The organism is Vibrio sp. SSH13-20 (assembly GCF_040104475.1).
Classification (GTDB): Bacteria; Pseudomonadota; Gammaproteobacteria; order Enterobacterales; family Vibrionaceae; genus Vibrio; species Vibrio harveyi.
Genome location: NZ_JBECOU010000008.1, coordinates 198,084 through 215,466 on the forward strand (window position 1 = coordinate 198,084; position 17,383 = coordinate 215,466).

Annotated in this window: 14 protein-coding genes and 2 pseudogenes; 6 read left to right on the plus strand and 10 right to left on the minus strand. The window is 44.1% G+C overall.

What is annotated here, in order from left to right:
- Positions 1-162: 162 nt before the first annotated feature.
- On the plus strand, positions 163-1,329 hold the full coding sequence (locus tag ABMY42_RS21655) for a hypothetical protein (protein WP_349266786.1): 1,167 nt from the start codon (positions 163-165) through the stop codon (positions 1,327-1,329).
- A 134-nt stretch (positions 1,330-1,463) separates the two neighbouring features.
- Here the strand turns inward: ABMY42_RS21655 and ABMY42_RS21660 are convergent, their stop codons facing one another.
- On the minus strand, positions 1,464-2,072 hold the full coding sequence (locus ABMY42_RS21660) for a LysE family translocator (RefSeq protein WP_349266787.1): 609 nt from the start codon (positions 2,070-2,072) through the stop codon (positions 1,464-1,466).
- A gap of 161 nt (positions 2,073-2,233) precedes the next feature.
- Here ABMY42_RS21660 and ABMY42_RS21665 point away from each other — a divergent pair, with 161 nt between their 5' ends.
- Positions 2,234-3,592: a PLP-dependent aminotransferase family protein gene (locus ABMY42_RS21665; protein WP_349266788.1), complete on the plus strand. Its 1,359-nt coding sequence runs from the start codon at positions 2,234-2,236 to the stop codon at positions 3,590-3,592.
- A gap of 127 nt (positions 3,593-3,719) precedes the next feature.
- Positions 3,720-4,235 carry a membrane protein gene (locus ABMY42_RS21670; protein WP_047516805.1) on the plus strand — a complete coding sequence of 172 codons (516 nt, stop codon included), beginning with the start codon at positions 3,720-3,722 and terminating at the stop codon, positions 4,233-4,235.
- 89 nt (positions 4,236-4,324) lie between these two features.
- On the opposite strand, the gene ABMY42_RS21675 is transcribed toward ABMY42_RS21670, so the two are convergent.
- Positions 4,325-4,690 carry a LysR substrate-binding domain-containing protein gene (locus tag ABMY42_RS21675; protein ID WP_230844761.1) on the minus strand — a complete coding sequence of 122 codons (366 nt, stop codon included), beginning with the start codon at positions 4,688-4,690 and terminating at the stop codon, positions 4,325-4,327.
- Between ABMY42_RS21675 and ABMY42_RS21680 the strand changes: the two are divergent.
- Positions 4,690-4,887 (plus strand): annotated as a pseudogene (locus ABMY42_RS21680) (carboxymuconolactone decarboxylase family protein); the annotation flags it as partial. The gene ABMY42_RS21675 and the pseudogene ABMY42_RS21680 overlap by 1 nt on opposite strands.
- A gap of 81 nt (positions 4,888-4,968) precedes the next feature.
- On the opposite strand, the gene ABMY42_RS21685 reads toward ABMY42_RS21680, so the two are convergent.
- From ABMY42_RS21685 to ABMY42_RS21720, 8 genes and pseudogenes are all read right to left on the minus strand, one after another.
- Entirely contained in the window at positions 4,969-5,490 is a 522-nt protein-coding gene (locus tag ABMY42_RS21685; protein WP_349266789.1) for a YgjV family protein, read from the minus strand.
- A 288-nt stretch (positions 5,491-5,778) separates the two neighbouring features.
- A complete protein-coding gene (locus tag ABMY42_RS21690) occupies positions 5,779-7,617 on the minus strand; it encodes a hypothetical protein (RefSeq protein WP_349266790.1) in 1,839 nt (612 codons plus the stop codon).
- A 132-nt stretch (positions 7,618-7,749) separates the two neighbouring features.
- Positions 7,750-8,807: pseudogene (locus ABMY42_RS21695) on the minus strand (IS3 family transposase).
- 411 nt (positions 8,808-9,218) lie between these two features.
- On the minus strand, positions 9,219-10,370 hold the full coding sequence (locus tag ABMY42_RS21700; protein WP_349266791.1) for an ABC transporter permease: 1,152 nt from the start codon (positions 10,368-10,370) through the stop codon (positions 9,219-9,221).
- The gene (locus tag ABMY42_RS21705) at positions 10,367-11,554 is read right to left on the minus strand and encodes an ABC transporter permease (protein ID WP_283313559.1); all 1,188 of its coding nucleotides are present in this window, start codon (positions 11,552-11,554) and stop codon (positions 10,367-10,369) included. Before ABMY42_RS21705 ends, ABMY42_RS21700 begins: the two co-directional genes overlap by 4 nt.
- A gap of 18 nt (positions 11,555-11,572) precedes the next feature.
- On the minus strand, positions 11,573-12,553 hold the full coding sequence (locus ABMY42_RS21710) for a biotin/lipoyl-binding protein (RefSeq protein WP_005446013.1): 981 nt from the start codon (positions 12,551-12,553) through the stop codon (positions 11,573-11,575).
- A 3-nt stretch (positions 12,554-12,556) separates the two neighbouring features.
- Positions 12,557-13,966 carry a TolC family protein gene (locus tag ABMY42_RS21715; RefSeq protein ID WP_069687162.1) on the minus strand — a complete coding sequence of 470 codons (1,410 nt, stop codon included), beginning with the start codon at positions 13,964-13,966 and terminating at the stop codon, positions 12,557-12,559.
- A 150-nt stretch (positions 13,967-14,116) separates the two neighbouring features.
- Positions 14,117-14,344, minus strand: a complete 228-nt coding sequence (locus ABMY42_RS21720; RefSeq protein WP_005446009.1) for a hypothetical protein — start codon at positions 14,342-14,344, stop codon at positions 14,117-14,119.
- Positions 14,345-14,924: 580 nt separating this feature from the next.
- Between ABMY42_RS21720 and ABMY42_RS21725 the strand changes: the two genes are divergently transcribed.
- Positions 14,925-16,544: a sensor histidine kinase gene (locus ABMY42_RS21725; protein WP_349266792.1), complete on the plus strand. Its 1,620-nt coding sequence runs from the start codon at positions 14,925-14,927 to the stop codon at positions 16,542-16,544.
- The gene (locus ABMY42_RS21730) at positions 16,541-17,227 is read left to right on the plus strand and encodes a response regulator (RefSeq protein ID WP_050941175.1); all 687 of its coding nucleotides are present in this window, start codon (positions 16,541-16,543) and stop codon (positions 17,225-17,227) included. Before ABMY42_RS21725 ends, ABMY42_RS21730 begins: the two co-directional genes overlap by 4 nt.
- Positions 17,228-17,383 lie beyond the last annotated feature (156 nt).

Genomic DNA, 17,383 nt, shown 5'->3' on the forward strand with positions numbered 1-17,383 from the left:
GAACAGGTCGAAGAGAAAATAAATGAATTTTCCCCTTCATAATGAGCTTTTGTTTAGTAATAATACCTTATTGAACGGTTACTTCATCACCACTCTTTATTCTAAGTGTCAAATTTATCATATTGTAACAAACTCTTACATTTGGTAATTAGGGCAAACTTAATGCGATATCAATCTCCTCCAAGTGACCACACCGAACAAGCACAACAATCCGTCCAAGAGCGCGCTGAACAACAACGTATAGCTCGCAGGGAAGAACTAAAAGTTACGCAAGCAGACAATAAACGCTGGGCTGCTAACCGAGAGAGAGTCCTTGCTGAGCGCAACAACGAAAACACCGACGTCGCACTAACGCCATTAAAAGAAAAAAAGAAAAAGAGTGGTCTCAGTTCATTGTTGTGTGCAAAACCGAGTTTTTCCAAACTACCGACCAAGACAGTTGCTTATTGCTGGGTCAATACAAAAGCAGAAAGTGGCGAAGACAATGTTATTCCAAGTGTTGAAAAAGAACATGGTCTGCTGAATGTAATTAGTAATGCTAAAGTCACTCCAAAGGTGAAACACGTTATTTATGTCGATAGACGTACGAAAGGTCGAACCTGTTACGACTCACGTATAGAGCTTCCTGAGAATGTTAAATTCGTTTCAGTTGATGAATTACTGACGAAGAAAAACATGACAACACCTGCCATTGCGAAGAAGATGACAGAGCTGTATGAGGCAAGCATCAACTACGGTAGTCCTGCCTTTGCAAAGAACATGGTCTCCTTACTCGCCCTAAATGCCGGAGATTACTTCTTCGATATCGGTGTCAGCATAAAGCCAGACGGCAATTTAGCTAAGCACCTTAATGGCGAGAGCAAATTTTCTGGCGGTGCAGTAGGTAACGGAAGCTATCTGATGGGTGGACACGACAAAGAAGCGATCGAAATGGTTGTCGAGTTCCTCTATGGATTGTACACCTGTGAAAGAGCGCCAACTGTGCATCCTAAAAAAGCAGTGGAGATCTTAGACAATCTCGATAAATCACTAACGCCAAATGAGGTGATAAGCAAGGTTGTAGATAATGCGAAATTAGACGAGCAAATCACGCCGGCTGAATTCGTTACTTATTCTCGTAAGATGGAGAAGGAGTTTGCTGAACGTGGCGTTAAGACAACGATGTGTGAATATGCCCGCCACACTGACGCCGTTTTTGGTAACACCATTACAATACTGACAAATAGTGTGAAAAAGAAATTTGCGGATGGAACAGATTTCGTTAATACCCATAAGATGAGCCATATTCATAAAACAAAAGTGGAAGCGCACCACGTCCCAGTTTTGTAGAGCGCGCAGAAGAGTATTGAACTCATCCAGTTACTCGGTACGGCGCCAAAATCAAAAACGCCCACACTTGTTCAGCAGTGTGGGCGTTTTATCTTTTTTTGATTTACCAGCCGGTATTACTTAACCGTTAGTACTCAGATTGAGTGCTCCAACACTGGTAACAATGATATGAATGTTATCGCTGCTAGGCTGATATTGAACATACGCTGCTTTAATGTGGTATTGAGATAAACACGGATTTTTTGACCAACCCAGACCCAAGTCATATTGGCAAACAGTCCGAATGTCGTAAACACGAAAGCAATCAATGCGACAGATAACCAATAGCTAGAGGGGAGGCTATAACTTGTGACCAAAGCAAGTGATGCCATCCAAGCCTTCATATTACCTAGTTGAAACAACGTAGCCTGAGTTACGTTGATTGGTTTGCTTTTGGTGGCTTTACCCGCGAAAGAGTTGGTACACAACAGCTTTATTATCAACCAGAACATGTAAGCCAGACCGATGTATTTTATGGCGAGATACCAACTTGGATGAGTCTGGAGAGCAACGCCGGCACCACACGCGCAAAGCAGAATTAACCCGATAACACCAATACGGATACCAATTAGGTGTCGCCATGATTTCCGGACACCAAATTGTGCCCCTGAGTTGGCGAGCAATAAGTTATTTGGACCGGGCGTGATGGCGGTAACAAACGCAAATAAACTCATCGCTGGCATTAGGTCCCATAATGTTGTCATTTCCTTTCCTCTCAAATAAGTGCAGCTGAGCCAAGAGTAAAGGGGCAAAGTGAGAGAGACCTACAGTTAATGCGTCATGGTGACAATTCTTTGATTTCATTTTCGTCAGGCCTTATTTATCCTGAATACAAGAATTAATTGTACCCCTTCGGAGAGAGACAATGTTAGTCCCTGATATATCGGGTCGTTCCGGACCTAAGTTTATGGCACTGGCTGATGCGATTGCTGAGGTGATAGAGAGTGGTGAACTCGAACCAGATACAAAATTGCCCCCTCAGCGTATTTTGTCTTATCGCTTGGGTGTGACGGTTGGAACGGTGACAAGAGAGTATCAGGAGCTTGAGCGGAGGGGCTTAACAGAGCCAAAAGTAGGAAGTGGTACTTATGTTCGGAACAGAGAAACTGAACTGAACCACTTTTATCATCCGGTATTGGAAGAACAAGGCATTGATTTGGCGCGCTGCCGACCTTTGTTATTATCGCAGCCGAAATTTCTGGCGAATGCGTTGAAAGAGTTATCTCACGAGGAGATCGCGCAGGCAGCCGTGCTGGATTACTACTCCGCTGATGGCATTCAGGGTCATAACGAGACTCTTCGACAATGGCTGATGAGCAAATTTAATATCGATATTGATGCACGGCGTCTAGTGTGGACCCATGGAGGGCAACACGGGATCTCGCTGATTATTCAAGCATTAAGCCGTCCAAAAGATACTATTCTTGCCGAAGGGCTGTGTTATCCAGAGTTCATCTATGCATGTCAGCAATCCGAACGAAAGCTAGTGCCAGTAAAAGTCGATGAACATGGATTAGATCCAGAAGATCTGGCATTGCACTGTAAGAGGCATCGCCCAAAACTGCTTTATCTCACGCCGGGAATACAAAACCCGACCGGAGCTCAATTAACAGATAGCCGAAGACTAAAAATCATAGAAATATGCCGTCGTTACAATGTGTTGATTATTGAGGACGACGTTCTCTACTGCCCGCCATCCCATCGAAAGAGTCCTTTAGTCGCTATTGCTCCGGATATTACCTTATACGTGGGCAGTTTTTCTAAGTACTTCGCGGGTGGATTGCGACTGGGCTTTATCATTCTTCCATTGTCTTTCAAAGAGTTACTGCAACGAGCGCTGCGAGCCAGCTGTATGTATGTTAGCCCTTTGATAATCGATCTGGTTTGTCGTTGGTTAACCAGCGAAGCGATGCAGGCGGTGGACGAAGAGATCGCAATGGAACTCAGTGCGCGTCATCGGATCTGGAAGGCTGTATTTCCCGAAATCCAGATTGGCGTCCCTGGCTACAATGTATGGTTACCTTTGCCTGAGCCATTAACAGGGTATCACTTTAACCAATCGTTGTTGAAACATGGGGTCAGAGTGAGAGAAGCAGAAATGTTTGCCGTGGGTCGGTATGAAGTGCCAGCAGCGGTGAGGATATCACTCGCCGGTCCACTAAGCCGCCCACAATTGCAGTCTGCTTTAGAGACCGTCAGAGAACAAATCGCACGGCTCACTTAAACGCTCTAGAGGTAATATTTAATCTTGCATTTTTGAACGGATACAAATCAAACCTGTCTATTTTTGAGGTTTATTGTATTTCGTAGAATAGCGCCATAAACTTGCTAACACATAATGAAGGTTTGCTATGAGCACATCACAATTAGTTCTTGAATTATCTCTTATCGGCGCGATGCTACTCGTTACGAGTGTTTTTTTGGTTCGTAATTATGACAAAGCCGACAGCGCAGGAACAAAAGTTCAAAAGATCCTAACTGGTCTTCTCGGTGCCTTTATGGTGATGGCGGGAACCGTAAAATTCTTTGACCCGTTTGCGACTATGTTCGCAAAACAGATTGCGTTAAGTGAACTGCCTTTTCCTACTTTGTCTCGATGGATGGGTCAATTAGGTGAGATTTTTGCAGGTTTACTGCTACTTGTGGTGATGATTGGCAATAAGGTACTCGCAGCACCAATTAAAGATAAAGCCATGCAGTTATCAGCGCTGTTAACTACCGCAATTATGATTGTCGCGGTGTATGTTCACCTATTGCCAAATGTGCCAGCCGAAGTGCTACCACTTCAGTCTAAGCCACCTGTAATGACGCTGATTATTCTTGGGTTAGCTTGGTTAAATGCATTCCTATATTTTCGTAAAAAGTAGTCGTTAAAGTAACAAAACAAACGCCAGATTAGCTTTTCTAGTCTGGCGCATTTCATTTATAAATAGGCATTTCATAAATACAACAACTACTAATTTCGCTCTGAGTGAATCGAAGCCAGAAATTCTGCCGATTGCCCAAACCTTTCAAAAATCATGTCTCTAAAGGCAACCACTCTGGTCGCTATCAGCTTTCTGTCTGCCCACACCAAGAATGCTTTACCCGTTGGGTATTCTAGTTCTGGCAATACTTCTACTAACTCTTTTCTTTCTGCATGCTTTTCAAAGGCGGCTCTTGGCATCATGCAGATCCCAGCTCCTGCTATTGTCGCATCAATATTTAACCGCAGACTGCTGATTGAGTAACGAGGCTGATAAGGAATACGGATCGCTTTGCCATCTTCTTTTAGCTCCCAATACGGCAAGTTATTACCTGAGAGTAGCTGATGGTTAATCAACTCTTGCTGTCGTTCGTGAGCGTGGCAATGTATCAGAAACAGAACTAGCAGCGTTTTTTGCAGCAGGTTACGGTCAGCAACAGGTTCTGGAAGTGATCCTTGGTCTATCGCAAAAAGTGATTAGTAACTACGTAAACCACGTTGCTCACACCCCAGTAGATAAAGTATTTGAAAAGTTTGCTTGGTCTAAAGAGTAGTCCAATGAGCTAGATGCCATAGAGCGAACGACTAAGTTCGCTCTTTTTTTCATGTTGCTTGTCGTAAATATTGGCATATGTTTATACAGATTTGTTCTGAGTCAACAGACCTTGGCGTATCCCATAATAACGATAATAGCCGATAAGATTGCTGCTAATAAACAACAGCTCCATTAGTACCGCGGTAGGAGAACCTGCAAGGTAATTGTGTATTAGCCAAAGCAAAGTTCCGACAATCATTAATTGACGTAAACGTTGATCACTTTTACAAAATGCAGCTGCGGTCTGAAATAACGTTCCGCCAAAACTAAGCAAATTGATTAAGTCAACAAAGGTCATCACAGTGATCATTAACGCAGAGGTTAAATACAGAAACATCCACCTTTTCGATGTAGTAAAGATACTAGTGAAATAGCGGATACTAGCGAGTAGCATTAAGCTTGCGGCGGTCCATTGCTCTAGTAGAACAAAGTGGGTGCTAATCAAGATGCCAGATGCACATAAGCAACAGACAATTTTTTGCCTTTTTTTAAATTGAAATGATATCAGATCGAATACGATGGCGATTGCTATCAATATTTGGGACCAAAGAAATGCCGACATGTTTCCCTCCTACAAAATTTAGAATAAATATGGAGGTGGGATTATGCGTATGTATCCTAAGGTAGGAATTAACTTTAGTTAATTCCTACCTTTTATATTTAGCTTTTAATTCTGGCTTTCAATCTCGATAGGCTGACAGGGCTAATACCGATATAGCTGGCTATCTGAATGTTATTAAGTTTGGCTAACCAATGTGGCCAATACTGCAGCAAGTGCCGATACCTTTGCTCGGGTGTGTGGAGTAATAGAAGGGCATCCAATTGGATGCCCTTTTTTGTTTGTGGTGAATTACTTGATGTGTTTAACCAAGATCTCTAGCAGTGGTTGACGGTATACAGCATCAAGAACATAAGCATCTACACGTTGATTATATTCAACGTTTTCCCCTGTTAGTTCGTTGTATGCGCTAACCTTTGCCTCGATTACTGGATTTGAATGTTCTGTGTTAATCATTAGCACATTCAGAATTTCATTAGTGAATTTTGTCTTTGACCAGAAATATAGAATTTCACCTGTTTCGTACTTTCTGCCTAACTCTAGGTTTTCAGCTTCGAAAGGTAGAATTTGACCTTCGTTGTTTTCTGCCGTGTATTCTAGAACTTCCAACGGTGTTAACAGTTCCCCGTTAGTGATATGAGCTGAACCACCGAACGACATAACACCGCTTGCTAGGTTAAACTCAACGACTGACCAATCAGAATGTTCAATCGAGATAATAGGTTCGTTGTTATCTGTGATTTTCCAAACCAAGTTATGAGATTTAAACAACACTTCTAACTGTTCAACTGGTTCCCCAATTAGGTTTGCAAAGTCGTCAAATGTTTGTGCTGGTTTAGCTGGAACAACGTTAAATGGGAATCCTGTAGCACTGCCATGGTAAGGATCGTTAACAAGTACTCCCAAGGTAAAAGCACCTAGATGATCCTTTGTCGGTGTAACTGTAATAACGCCATTATGCAGATTTGCAAAGCCTTGGGTATCACCAAGTAATACAGTTACAGGATCATTCTCTTTGTCTTCTGTAACAACGTTGAACGTGTAAACTTCACCTACTTCAACCGTCATATATGGTTCATAACCAACTAAGGCAACACTAGGGGATTCGTTATCTGGTTCTGGTTCTTCTGTAGCTTTAACCAACACCTCGAAATCTTTAGAACCTGTAAGTTCTCCATCCGATGCAGTTACCGTAAAAGTGTAAATACCTGCTTCTAGGTATTCTGAGTTGATTTGAAGAACACCGTTGTAAGACATATCAAAAGCACCTGAATGAACACCTTCACCGTTGAATGGGTGAACATCAATAGTGAATTTCAGATATTCGCTTTCTTTGTCTGTAGCTGTGAACTCAAAGAAGTTAATCTCATTTTGATTAACTACCATTGCCTTTGCATCGTTAACAACTGGCGCTGTGTTTTCTGGTTCTGGGTCTTCTGGTTCACCTTCGAACAGTTCATTGTTCTTTTGCAGAAGCATAGAGAAAGCAGCTTTAAAACCTTCTGAACTTAGGTCACGTTCAGTTTTAAAGAACATATCTCCACCGTCTTTAAACTTCACTGTAAATCTAGCGGTTAGTGCTGGGTTCTCAGAAGCTTCTAGAAGCATTAAGGTTTCATTCATATCCTGTGTATAAACATCGATGAATGAATCAAGGTCTACCAACACCTTGCCTGTGGTTTCATCAATCGCAACGGAATCCGGTGCAATCCTCACATAGTATTGCTTTAGAAAACCGTCATGCATTTTTAGTGTGAATTGCAATTGTGAACCGAACTCAGCAATGTTATTCACATCGAAATCTAAAGAAGGTTCAAAGGCAATTAAACCATCGTTCCAGAAGTTACCCTCTGAGTTTGTACCAAAACCTAAAAGGAACTCTTTATCAATCAATGAAACAGAGTCATTAGATTTAGTTCCTTGTTCGATAGAACATTCAAAAGAAACATCATTACAAACAGCACTAACAAGCTCAGGATCAAAGTTTAAAGCGTCTGCAATACCTTGGATTGTCTCTTCTGGAACTACTGGCTTAGGAGGTTGTACAGGCTCACTAGAACCACCGTCAGAACCTCCACCACAAGCAGAAAGAAGAACAGATATAGAGATGGCTAGGATTGATTTTTTCATGGTTATTCCGATTAATAGTTATTACATGGCTTAATACATTCTTAAATGCATTAAGTGATGGAATAAAAAAGAGCACCTAAGTTAGGTGCTCAATCTATTAAACTAATACTTCATTAACTGGTAGTGTAGTCGTCAACAAATTCCGGACACTAACTTAAGCCGATTTTCGGCAGTAACTGGCGACAGCCCATCATTTGCTTGATGAGACCGTTGCCTATTGTAGTAGTCCATCAAGTAATAGCTGATATCTCTCTTTGCTTGAGTTCGAGTCAGGTACCCATTAGCAGGTATCCATTCGGTTTTTAGGCTTCTAAATAGCCTTTCCATAGGAGCGTTGTCCCATCAGTCACCTCGACGACTAATGTTCTTAGTTATGCGATATCGCCAAAGCCTTTGACGGTATTTTAGGCTACTGTATTGGCTTCCTTGGTCTGAATGGAACATCACGTTGCTAGGTCGTCCTCGTTGTTCCCAAGCCATATCCAAGGCTTTGCAAGTCGACTCTGCATTGGGTTTGTCTGATAGCGCCCAACCCACTACACGGCGGCTAAATAAGTCGAGTACAACAGCCAGATAACTCCACTTTGAACCAGACCAGATGTAAGTAATATAGCCACACCAAACCTCATTTGGAGTGGTAACTGAGAACTCACGCTTCAACCTATTAGGGATATCTGGGCGCTCTAGCTTAGCCTGCTTATAGCGATGTGAGCCAGGTTGTTTGCTTATCAGCTCAGCTTCTTGCATAAGCTTGCGTACTTTGAAGCGTCCGACTACCAGCAGAACCACGGCTCATGTTAAAAAGCTGCTTAACTCGGCTGGTTAACCGAATGCGGTTGGCATTCGGCTTTCGTTGTTTAAACTCGTAGTAACAGGAACACGCCATATCGAATAGCTCACAAAGAACTTTGACCGGTTCATGCTCCCTCAACTGATCAACTAACGAGTTCGTCAGACATTAAGAGAGCTGTAGCTTTTTTTAGTATGGATTTTTCTCTTTCTAAGCGATTAATCCTAGCTTCTAACTCTTGGATCTTCTGCTTTTCTGGCGTTAGAGCTTTAACCGTTGGCGTTTCTCCACCAAGTTCAATCTTTAGTTGATCGACCCAGCGTCGTAAAGCCGTATCACTGATGTCTAGAGAGCGTGCCGCCTCAGATATTGAGTAACCTTGATCAAGAACCAAGCTCAAAACCTAATAAATTTTTTCAAACTCTGATTTCTTTCCTAGTTGTGAAGGAGCTATTTAATCGAACCCATCAGAGATGTTTTACTCTCTCTTGTTTCGATGGGTGCACTATGCATATGGGACTGAAAGAGGACAAATCAGGTAATTTGTCGTTCTGATAAAAGTTACTCATAAAGCGTGATTTTTGTCGCAAAATTCCGGGTAAGAAAAAGCCTCATTAGAAACGGGTAGGATTTAATTATCTGCGTGGTATATGGCTATTGCTCTAATCAATTGTACGGTTTAGTGCGCAATATCTAATCTGCTTTTGTCCATAAACGGGCCATTGATTCTTCAGCTCAACTCAGTCACTAAAATATCCCAGCAAACAAAAAGGGGCTACGTGAGCCCCTTTCTTAATTGGATGAAAAGCCGTTAACCTAAGCTTTCTGTTACTACTGGTTTGGTATTGCGTTTGGCAATCCAGTAAGCAACGCCGCCCCAAAGTACTGTAAGTACCCAAAGTGCAGTCCAGTGTTTAGCCACTTGCTGCCACGTTGCGCCCATCTGGTTGAGAGCTAAAAAGCCTTTGATTGCCCAAGTGCTCGGGCTCAAGTCTGCAAACCAAAGCAGTGGTGCAGGGATCGACTCAACCGGCCAAATAAAGCCTGCTAAGAAGATTAATGGCATTGAGCTAACCAGCACAACCAAAGTCACCAACTCGCGTCTTGGTAACAAGTAACCGAGCCATAAACCTAATCCACAACAGCCGAGCAAGAACGGCAACAGCAAGGTCAACAATTCACCGGCATTGGCAACATGATTGACGTTCAAGCGTTCAAAACTGAAGCCAAAATAATAGGCGCTGAGTAAGTAGTAGATAGCAACGAAGACCAAGGTTCTGGCCAGCAACAGAGCGCCTGTTGGCACTTGTGACCAATACCCACGACCATGGCGCTGAGTACCGGTTTGCAACCCGACTGCCATGATCAACGTTTGTTGAAGGATCAATACAAACACCGCTGGCACCACGTATTCGATGTAGCCCATGGTTGGGTTGAAGGTTGGTTTCATGTTGAGTTTGATTGCTGAGTAGTCATGGCTCGCCATGCTCAGTGGCACACCATCGATTACCATCTTGCTTACTTTAACTTGAGCGCCAAGCGTACCACCAGCTTGTGCTAAACCTTCGACGACTGTGCCGTACACCAAGAAGTAAGAAGCGTCGGCGGCATAAGCCAGAGTAGGGTTGCTGCCAAGCATCAAGTCTTTGTAGAAGTGTTCTGGAATCACCAAGAAGCCAGTTATCTCTCGGTTTAAGAATGCTTGTTTCGCATCGGCAATAGTATGTAAACGCGTCACTACCTTAACCTGAGGCGTCGCATCGACCATGCGTTCTAAGGTTAAACTGGTTTGGCTGCCATCGAGATTCACAATCGCTATTGGCTGTTCCCTCGGTGTCTGTTGTGCGTATGGAAGTGGGTATAAGAAGGAGTAAAATACCACGCCACCAAAGACCGTCAGTACCACGACAGGGTTGGTCATCACTGAACGAAGTTCTGTTTTAATCAGTTGCCATAGTGTCATACAACCTCCTGGCTGCTATCTGTTGAAGATGCGCTGTTTAGCAAAGCTGTGTTGCGATGTTTTGCTAATAAAGCTGCCGTCATCAGTAGCGGGATAATGTACCCAACCATCGGCCAGAGTGAGCCGATAGATTGTGCCGCACTTGCGCCGTAGCTTGCTTGGTCCACTTGAACTTCGATGTAATGCGTAATTGGCAGCAACCCTCTCCATGCATGGGCAAGAGCATTCATGTCTGAAACGGGGAAGGTAATACCCATAAACGCGAAGCTTGGCGCGGTAAATGCGCCAGCAAAGCTCATCGCGCGAGCTGGGTCCATCGATAGGAAGAAGAACAATGCCCCCATGATGATGCATGCGATAGTCGTTACGAACTGCGCTAATAGCATCACCAGATAACTGCCTTCCATCGGCCAATCAAGCACCATGTAGAACCAGACTAAGAACAGCGCGCCTTGTGCCATAAAGACAGGAATGTACTGGCTTAGAATTTTGCTTAGTCGAGTGAAAGGGCGCTCGCCTAAGAAAGCAAAACTATTGTTGCCGTTACCATAAAGGCGAAAATGCGCCGCGAGGATCAAAATGGTGCTGACTACGACACAGATCTGCCAGATCGCCGGAACAATCGCTGTTACCAAAAACTGAGCGTAGTTGGTGTTGCGGTTAAACAAGGCTGTAATCTGGGTGGAAATCGGCACGGCTTGACCAATAGCTGCAAGTGTTGTGGTGTTGCCTTTTGCTAGGTTACCCATGGTTTCTAACTGCGCATCAAAATACCCTTGAGACTGCGCGACCGCTGAGTTAATCAACTTGGCAACCAAAATGTATTGGCTGTTAAAGAAGACCGATAGTTGAGGTTGTCGATGCAAAAGAATGTCTTGGTCGAATTGAGGGGGAATCACAGCATAAGCGTAGATATCACCCTCGATCATCGCGTTCTTCGCTTCTGTTGAACTAGTGTAGTGATAATCAACAGAAAGAGTGGAAGAGGCATCAAGAGATTGAATCATCTTGCGTGACAACTGCGAGTGCTGCAAATCAACCACACCAATCGGGAGATCTCTTGCAATACCTGCAGAGAAAACACCCCAAATAGTGACGGCCAATAAGATCGGCACCCATGTCAGGCAAGATAATAACCACTTATCGCGCCGCAGGATTTGTCGTTGTGAGATTTGAATCGTCATAATCTTAAGCCAACGCGATTACAGCTCAACCACAACACTCATGCCCATGCGTAGCTCAGGCTCTGGTTGGGTAGGGCGAGCTTCCACTTCGAATGTGCGAAGATCAAAACCTTTCGATGCGTCTGTCGCGCGCCATGTAGCGAAATCGCCCATTACGGCAACATGGGTGACTTTAAACTCAACGTCTTTATCCAATGCTGGTAGGTAAGCTTTAAAGGTCGTGCCTTTGGTGAAGTGTTTGAGCAAATCTTCGCGTACGTTCAGTGTTGCCCAAGAATCTTGGGTATCAATAACCGTCACAACCGGGAAGCCTTGAGGTGCAAGTTCGCCGCTTTGCAGTAGAACTTGAGAGACTTCACCATCAAACCAGCTGTAGATTTGCGTGTCTTTGGCATACGCTTCTACTTCCGCTACTGCGCCAGCCGCCATGCGTGCTTTTTCTGCTGCTGCGACTTTGGTTTCACTACGCGCGCCTTCTTTCGCCATGTTGTACATTTGGAATGCAGCGCTTTCTGTGTATTTAGATGCTTGCCATTGCGTCATGGCTTCGTCGCGTTTTTGCTCCGCGACTACGCCATCTTTATAAAGGTTGTTTACACGTTGGTAGGTCTTTTCCATCAAATCTGCAGCCGCTTTCGCTTTCAACCATTGGTCTTTTGCGGCTTGAATTTGTTGCTCACGTGCACCTTTTTCTGCTTCTAGGGCCAATGCGCCAGCGGCTTTTTCACCTGCCTTGGCTTGCTCCAATTTTGCTTCTATTTCTGGGCTGTGAAGGGTAAAGATCAACTGACCTTTTTCGACATCATCGCCTTTGCGCACCATGACTTCATCAATACGACCAGGAACTTTAGAAGAGATGCTGTATTGCTGCGCTTCAATCAACCCCTGTAAACGTGCCGGTTCTGGTTGATACGCTTGGTAGAACTGATAACCAACCCAAGAAGCGACACCCAAAGCGCAAAGTGATAGTAGAGCGGGTTTTAGAGATTTTGCTGCCATGACTTATTTTGCCTCTTTGGATGCTGATGCTGGAACGTAAGCAGTATGTTGGTATTGAGCGAAGCTGTTCATTTCGCTGCTCAGTGCTAATAGTTTGGTTAAAGAAATCAGATAACGGAAACGTGCCGCTGATTGCTGTGTTTCTACGCTGGCGACATACAGTTGTGCGTCGACCACATCCAAAGATGACGATAAACCTTGAGTGAAGGCTTTTTCGCGCAAGCGTAGGTTCTCGTCCGCAAGGGCGATACTAGATTCTAGACCTTGCACTTCATCAATGGCTTGTTGTGCTTCTAGGTAGGTCTTTTGTACCAGAAGCGACAAGTCTTGCTTCGCTTGTGATTTCAGCGCATCAACTTGGGTGACCATGCTTTGTGCTGCTTTTACTTTCTCGCTACGACCAGTGGACTCAATCAGAGGGATGTTAACGCCAACACCCACTAGCCAATCCGGTTTCATTTGGCTGGCAAGGGAATCGTCTTCATATAGGCTGTAATCACCGTATAGGTAAACTTCCGGATAGTATTTGCCTTTCTCGGCTTTGATTAAGCTCGACGCTTGTTTGTGCTTGGCATCCAACAAATCTAAGCCGGGGTAGGTCAGTAGTGTTTGATCAACAAACGCACTCAACGGTGGAAGGTTGTTGTTAATAAACAGCGTTTCTGAAGGTTCTACTGAATCGCTCTGCGCTAAGATCTTGCCCAAAGCCGCTTGGGCAATACTCAGGTCACTGGCGGCTTTGCGCGTCTCAACCTTGGCTTTGTCTAGTGAAGCTTCGGCTTGAAGGCGTTCAACGCGAGCAATTTGGCCTTGTTCTTCCATCTTAATTGCAAAGTCACGATGTTTGGTTAAGCCTTTTTCTACCGCTTGACGCGTTGCTAATACTTCTTTGGCGAGAACGACAGAAAAGTAGTATTTAGAGAGATCTTCAAAGCGGGCTTGCTGCTCCATTGCGAGTTGGCTTTTTGCCTCGTCCGTTTTACCTTCTGCGGCGGTTTGAGCTGCATTGATGCGACCGCCAGTAAATATCGGCCAGATAGCACGAATCGAAGAAGAGAAGATGTCGCGTTCGGTAATGGTAGAGGTAGTGTTAGCGATCATACCTAAGAGCGGAGGAGGCAAAGGTATATTATGTCCCCCAGTGCTGTCGAGAATTTGCTGACCAGACAGTGTTACGTCGGTATCTAAGCGTGTGTAGTTCGCACCAATACTGACTTGCGGCAAATTGAGGTTATCAGTTGCGCTTTGTTGGTATTCGTAGCTTTCAACATTGGCACGTTGTGCTTTAAGGGAATAGTTGTTTTCTAACAACAAATTCCATGCATCATCGAATGTGATGGGAGCCGAGTGACAGGCAAGAGAAATTGAGCTGCTGAGAAGACCCAAAATCCAGAACTTTCCGGTTTGTTTCATAGTGGCTACTTTGCTTTAGAGTATAAGCTCTAATATAAAGTATTCACTACAAAGTGTTAAGTGATTGGGCAAAAGAAATGTTGGTTAAATGTTGCGCCCAGTTAAGTGGGGCTTAGCTGGACGCACCGTTGTTGTGTGACTTGTACTGATTCACTTCATCGAAGGGCAGTGAAATTCTGCTCTCCACTCAAGCTGACGAGAGCCTCGCATAGTATTCAGTAAGTCTTTACCACTCATCTGTGGGAATGAAAGCAGCACCTTGAGATCAGAAGAACTGGTGTCACTCTTTTCATAAGCCCTGACGTGCGTAAACGTTGAATACATATTCTCTGACAGCATAGCCTTATTCAGGCAAATTCCAAATGTATCGCGTTCCATGTTTTGGTGTTCCTTCTAACTATAAAAGCACCTCTGTTTATAGTTATTGCAATTGCAGATGGTGTCTAAGTGGTTGTCCTACGGTCAGTATTTGTATTTTTATCAATGTATCTTCAATTTACTGACGCAAGTGTTGAGCGTTAAATAGACTTCCAGTTGGCTGCTTTCTTTGTTCGAAGCTCTGCTAGGCTTCTTGACTAAAAATTATACGATCGAAAGTCTAAAAACGCCTCAAAAACCGCTAAATTTGGTGTGATCATGTTCAAGATTTAGATGGCAATTTATGTATGATGTTGAATAAATTACAACATTATTTCGTTAGCATTATGATTGAATTTTGATATTTCACGGCGGCTATAAATGCGCTAAATGAGCCATGAGTGACAAAGCTAAGTGTTGGAACGGTTTTGTTCGAACTGAAGAAAGCACGGCACGCCTATAAATTAACCGTAAACCGTTCAGAACGTTTCGTCTGTTCACAGATTTGTCATTTGATTAGAGCGAGCATGTTAACTCAGTGTTAACTTAGGCAAGTGTGCCGCAATGACGTGGAAAACTGGCGAAGATAAAGGAAATATCAATGAGTTGGAGTCGGATCAGCTTTCGTAAGCGCATGCTTATTATTATGACGCTGTCGGGTTTGATCGAACTTCTTATTCTGGTGGCTGCGGGCTTTACCTACCTAAAATTCGACCAAGAACAAGAGATGGGGGAGAAAGCGCTTGGCGTTGCTCGTTTCTTGTCTACTTCTCATATTGTTCGCGAAATGATTGAGTCTCAGAATACCGATCCTTATCAACAGCGGTTTCGTGAAATGACTGAGGCACTTGGTGCTGCGTTCATTGTGATTGGGGATAAAAATGGTGTGCGTTTGATTCACCCTGTCGACGAGCGCATCGGTAAGCCAATGAAAGGCGGCGACAACCAACGAGCGCTGGTGGAAGGTAAGTCATACATCTCGACCGCTCAAGGATCATTGGGTTATTCCGTCCGTGGTAAAGCGGCAATTTTCGATCAACAAGGCAACATCATTGGTGTGGTTTCGGTCGGTTATTTGCTGGAACGCTTACAAGACCGCATCGAGCCTTTCTTTGCATTCCTTATCTTAATGGCATTGATCGTTGTTGCTGCCAACGCGATTGTTTCCAACTATGCATCCCGAAAATTTCAGCGTGCCATTTTGGGTTTTGAACCAGAGGAAATTGGACGTTTGTACGGTGAACTCGACGTCACCATGAGCACTATTAAAGAAGGGGTATTAAGTATTGATGCCCAAGGTGTATTGCGTTCCATCAACCGAAGTGCGTGTCAGATTTTAGGTATTGAAAGGGAATCGGCTCTGAATAAACCGCTGACAGATACCCTGCGAGACAGCGATTTGTATACCGTGCTGGAAACAGGGCAAGAAGATCACGATATCGAGATCTTCCTTAATCACAAGCGTTTAATTGCCAACCGTTCGCCAATCTACGTCGAAGGAAAAATCGTCGGTGCGGTTTCCAGTTTCCGTCTGCGTGATGAAATAAACGAACTTACTGAACAGCTTTCGCAAACTAAAGAATACGCCGATTTGCTTCGCTCTCAGACTCACGAGCACAGAAATAAGCTTAATACGATCAGCGGATTGGTTCAGATGGGGGAACTCGAAGCGGTTCAACAATTGATTGGGCAAGAGACAGCGCACTATCAAGCGATGATAGAATTTTTACGCGATACCATCAAAGACCCGCTTATTGCTGGCATGTTACTGGGTAAAACCGAGCGTGCACGTGAACTGGGATTACAGTTAGTGGTAGAAGAAGGCAGTCGATTGGAGCCATTACCTGAGTGGTTAAGTGCAGAAGATCTGGTCACGGTACTTGGCAACCTAATCGACAACGCTTTCGATGCGACGCTGTCTGCTATTCGTGTTGAATCTGCGTTTGCATTAGAGCGCCGCAGCATTGATGTGTCGATCAGTGATTATGGCAACGAAGTGATTTTAGAGGTTGTCGACCAAGGGTGTGGACTACCGGAAAACATTGAGCCACAAGAGCTCTTGAAAAAGGGCATTTCAACCAAGTCGCGTCAGAATCGAGGTGTGGGATTGCATCTTGTTAATCAACTGGCGACGCGTTATCACGGTTATGTTGAGATGCTACCAAATACAGAACATGGAACGAGAATTACCGTGTATTTGCCTAAGGAAGAACAAGTATGAATACGGCAACGCGAGTCATGATCATCGAGGATGATATTGCCATTGCAGAGCTACATCATAAATATCTGAGCCAACTCTCCGGCTTGGAAGTGGTGGGCATTGCAACGACACGGATGGAAGCAGAGTTACAGCTTGAGGTGCTCAAGCCTGATTTGCTGCTCATGGATGTGTACTTACCCGATGGAACAGGATTAGAGATCCTCAATACGTTGCGTGCGAACAATCAAACTTGTGATGTGATTTTAATTACCGCGGCAAGAGACGTAGATACACTACAACAAGCAATGCGAGGCGGGGTAGTCGATTATCTGCTTAAGCCAGTGATGTTTCCAAGGTTGGAGGTCGCATTGCAAAAGTACATTTCGCAACGCCAACAACTCAATGTCGCAGAAAGCTTGGACCAGAATTTAGTTGATAAGATGCTGCAATCAAATGTGGCATCAGACGCGTCGTCGCAAAGATTGCCCAAAGGGATTGATGGGGTGACTTTGGATAAAATTCGAGGATTGTTCGTCGGTGAAGAGATGTATACGGCGGATGAAGCTGGAGAGCAAATTGGTGCCAGCCGAACAACGGCCAGACGTTATTTGGAATACTTGATCAGTTCTGGTGAATTAGAGGCAGACTTAAACTATGGCACAGTAGGGCGACCTGAGCGTTGCTACAGAAAAGTGACAAGGTAACTCAACTCGAACTTTAAATACTGTTCAGAAGCGCTCTGTAGTAAAAGCTAAGAGAAATGAAAAGCGGTGGCTTATTGGTAGCCACCGCTTTTGATTTGTGAAATATACAGTTTGTTTTTATGTTCTCGAAAAAGAACTTGTTTGAGCGGCTTGTTA

Bases quoted from the DNA above. Each gene is read 5' to 3' on its own strand.
- ABMY42_RS21655 (WP_349266786.1), top strand. From the start codon at position 163: ATGCGATATCAATCTCCTCCAAGTGACCACACCGAACAAGCACAACAA.
- ABMY42_RS21660 (WP_349266787.1), bottom strand. From the start codon at position 2,072: ATGACAACATTATGGGACCTAATGCCAGCGATGAGTTTATTTGCGTTT.
- ABMY42_RS21665 (WP_349266788.1), top strand. From the start codon at position 2,234: ATGTTAGTCCCTGATATATCGGGTCGTTCCGGACCTAAGTTTATGGCA.
- ABMY42_RS21670 (WP_047516805.1), top strand. From the start codon at position 3,720: ATGAGCACATCACAATTAGTTCTTGAATTATCTCTTATCGGCGCGATG.
- ABMY42_RS21685 (WP_349266789.1), bottom strand. From the start codon at position 5,490: ATGTCGGCATTTCTTTGGTCCCAAATATTGATAGCAATCGCCATCGTA.
- ABMY42_RS21690 (WP_349266790.1), bottom strand. From the start codon at position 7,617: ATGAAAAAATCAATCCTAGCCATCTCTATATCTGTTCTTCTTTCTGCT.
- ABMY42_RS21700 (WP_349266791.1), bottom strand. From the start codon at position 10,370: ATGACACTATGGCAACTGATTAAAACAGAACTTCGTTCAGTGATGACC.
- ABMY42_RS21705 (WP_283313559.1), bottom strand. From the start codon at position 11,554: ATGACGATTCAAATCTCACAACGACAAATCCTGCGGCGCGATAAGTGG.
- ABMY42_RS21710 (WP_005446013.1), bottom strand. From the start codon at position 12,553: ATGGCAGCAAAATCTCTAAAACCCGCTCTACTATCACTTTGCGCTTTG.
- ABMY42_RS21715 (WP_069687162.1), bottom strand. From the start codon at position 13,966: ATGAAACAAACCGGAAAGTTCTGGATTTTGGGTCTTCTCAGCAGCTCA.
- ABMY42_RS21720 (WP_005446009.1), bottom strand. From the start codon at position 14,344: ATGGAACGCGATACATTTGGAATTTGCCTGAATAAGGCTATGCTGTCA.
- ABMY42_RS21725 (WP_349266792.1), top strand. From the start codon at position 14,925: ATGAGTTGGAGTCGGATCAGCTTTCGTAAGCGCATGCTTATTATTATG.
- ABMY42_RS21730 (WP_050941175.1), top strand. From the start codon at position 16,541: ATGAATACGGCAACGCGAGTCATGATCATCGAGGATGATATTGCCATT.